Here is a 3,068-nt window from a genome sequence, read left to right as displayed (position 1 = left end):
GGCGTGCATGTTCCGCTGAGAGGAACCAGCGGAAGACAACCAGGACACTTTCGTCGACCTTTCCCTTGAGAGGCCGGCCAAGGCACTCACTTGGTGCTCTAGCAGGGACCGTTCCCGGCGGAGGAACGCCTTGAGCTGCACCGCAACGGCTGAACCAAGTAGTTCGAGAAACCGAAGACGTGTTAGACATTCGCGCATGCGGGAGCCTGGCCTGCGGCATCTGCTTAAACGAAGGGAACGGCCCCTGAGAGACCGCTCTATTCGCGTGGCAACGCGGTGTCGGCCCCGAGCGGCCCGCCGGCGTCGATGCCATCGGCCTTCAGCTCTCAATGGCCGGGACGATCTTCTCCGCTTCCTCGCCGGAGCCTAACCTGGGGGACTGCTGAAGGTTTGATTGACACTTTGCCGGTGAGGATTTGATCCTTGCGGGTGGAAGGATGTTCTTCATGCCCAAGCCTTTCCTGAAGAGTTCCGCCGCGATGTCGTCGCGGTTGCCCGCGAGGGCGAAGCGCCGATCACGCAGATCGCCAAGGACTTCGGTGTTTCGCCCGCTGCCCTGCACCGCTGGATGAAGATCGCTGACAGAGAAGACGGGGTGAAGTCCGGGGCGGGGTCCGATGACGCGGCGAAGCTGCGGGAGGCCAACAAGCGCATCCGGCTCCTGGAGCAGGAAGCGGAAGTCATGCGCCGTGCGGTGGCCTATCTGTCCCGGGACATCAATCCAAGAAAATGATGTACCCCTGGTCCGCGAGCTTGCTGCCAGGGACGCCCCGATCAGGGGCCCCGTGGCAGTGTCCTGCCGGGTACTGAATTTCTCCAGACAGGCTTACTACYAATGGGCCACCAACCCAGTCCCGGCACGGGACTGGGAGGAAGCGCACCTGATCACCGCCGCCATCGACCACCACCGCGACGATCCCGCCGCCTTCGGATACCGGTTCATCGCCGATGAGATCAAGGCCGGTCCCGGACCGATGGCCACCGAACGGCGGATCTGGCGGCTGTGCTCCCTGAACGGGATCCTCTCGGTGATCCACCGCCGCCGCAGGTCAGGGCTCAAGGCCGGCCCGCCGGTCCACGATGGCCTCATCGAACGGGACTTCAGTGCCACGGCACCGAACCGGAAGTGGCTGACGGACATCACCCAGAACCACGCCGCGGAGGGGAAGCTGTATCTGTGCGCGATCAAGGACCTGCACTCGAACCGGATCGTCGGGTACTCCATGGACGGGCGGATGAAGCGTCCCTAGCCGTTGCCGCCCTGGACCGCGCCGTGGCCCTCAGGAAACCGGCGGGCACTGTGGTCCAGCGACCGACCGCTGATCCCAGTTCAGATCCCGCAAGTTTGTCCTGGCCCTGACCACCTACGGGCTGCACGGATCCATGGGCCGGGTCGGGGCACGCGGTGACAACGCGGCGATGGAATCGTTCTTCTCCCTGCTTCAAAAGAACGTCCTGAACCGGAACGATGGGAGACTCGGGCCGAGCTCCGGCTCGCCATCCCGACTTGGATCGAGCGCAGCTACCACCGCAAACGCCGCCAGCGCGCCCTTGGACGGCTGACACCCATCAAGTTTGAGACAATAAAAAACGCGGCCTCAGCCGCGTAAGAAATCCCAGCTGTCAACTAAACCTTGAGCAGTCCCGAATGCGTCAAGAACATCCATCACAACAGTGCTGCGGGCCCCTCACGTCTAAAGACACGAGCCCGAATTCACCACCAACCGCGGAGAGCCAATTTGATCGATGTCGATGACAACGCGGGAGCGGGAAGCCGTGGAGGATTCCGTAAGCCCGCCAACATCCTGCACACGCGGTGTCTATGGGACTGACTGAAGTTAGGCCGGACAACGCTGGTCTGAGTGACTAACGTTCAGGAAGTTACTGTACCCATTTGTTCCGTCGAGTGGCGGTCAGGATGTCAACCTGCTGAGCATTAGGCCCTGGCCCTTTCGTAGGCCGCATCCTGGATTTCCCTCGACGGACCGGGCCATACGGCAGCGATTGCTTCTCCCATAGACCTGGAGCGTTCTCTGATGTGGGCGTCTGTCCAGCTATCACGATGGTCGTGGACTAATCTCCTGTTGAGCACTAGCAGGCTGAAAGCTTCGAGCAGTGCTCGTTTACCCTTGCCGGGTTCTCCGCCCTCAGTAAGTCCCGTTGACTCTTCGTCTGTCCACGGACGATTGGACAGCGAGCCGTTGAGTGACTTGGTCACAAGCGTGAGATTGCCAATAGTGTTCACGAATCGGTCACGACGTGCGGCCTCTTCAGGTGTGAGTTTTGGCGACGAATCCCAGTATGCTCGCCAGCCTTGCGGCATGACGTGCTCGATCTCCAATCCTTTAGGAAGTCCAACTGCCTCATGCATAGTGCTTTGGTCGCGAAGCTGTTGTTCCACGGCGCCCAGGACTACCCGCAATCGCGCCTGACGGATGTTACCGTAAAGCTTCAGACCGGGAAGTGCCGTCAGCATCTCTTGATCCGAGGGCCAATAACGGGTCTCGGCAGTCTGTTCGGAGAGGAAATCTCTAATTGCAAACCCAGCATCATGAGACTCAATTCCCTCAAGCGACTTGAGAATCGCGACCATAAAGCGGTTTACATCTTTTGCAGTCTTCCTGAGGAGCGTACGTCGGATAACCCAACTCTCGATGGCGTCAAGGGCAATCCGGAGCTGGTCGCGAGGAACCGAGTGGTTTTCGGAGAGTAGCCAGAGCAAGACTGGAGTGGTAGCCGCAAGCTCCATCGTCCCTATGACACGGGAGCGAAATCGTCCTTCGGGTGTCCCCACGTCAAGTTGGCTGAGATTTCGATAGGTATCGGCGTCCTTCCGCAGCTCCGCGAGCAGGGCCTCAGCACCGTCGATAGTAGCCAGTTTCGACTCTGCGTAGTTAGCGAAAACTCGGAAGACCAGCTCCGATTTAACTTCTTCCTGCAATCGCATAGTCAGCCAATATTGTAAGAAGATGTCCACACGCGACCGAACATGGCGACCTTGGGATAGCTCTTCCCGCCACCATTCGGCGTCAAAATCGGACCAGTGCGTCCTGGACCACCTGTCCACG

At 59.9% G+C, this 3,068-nt stretch carries 1 protein-coding gene and 1 pseudogene; one reads left to right on the top strand and one right to left on the bottom strand.

What is annotated here, in order from left to right; genetic code table 11:
- Positions 1-457: 457 nt before the first annotated feature.
- Positions 458-1,610: pseudogene (locus AC1DHD_RS15230) on the top strand (IS3 family transposase); the annotation flags it as partial.
- A gap of 326 nt (positions 1,611-1,936) precedes the next feature.
- Here AC1DHD_RS15230 and AC1DHD_RS15225 read toward each other — a convergent pair.
- On the bottom strand, positions 1,937-3,068 hold a 1,132-nt coding region (locus tag AC1DHD_RS15225), incomplete at its 5' end, for an HNH endonuclease family protein (RefSeq protein WP_476880519.1).

The sequence above is a fragment of the Arthrobacter sp. 05L45_2 genome (assembly GCF_056397525.1).
This window is presented reverse-complemented; position numbering and strand designations above follow the sequence as displayed.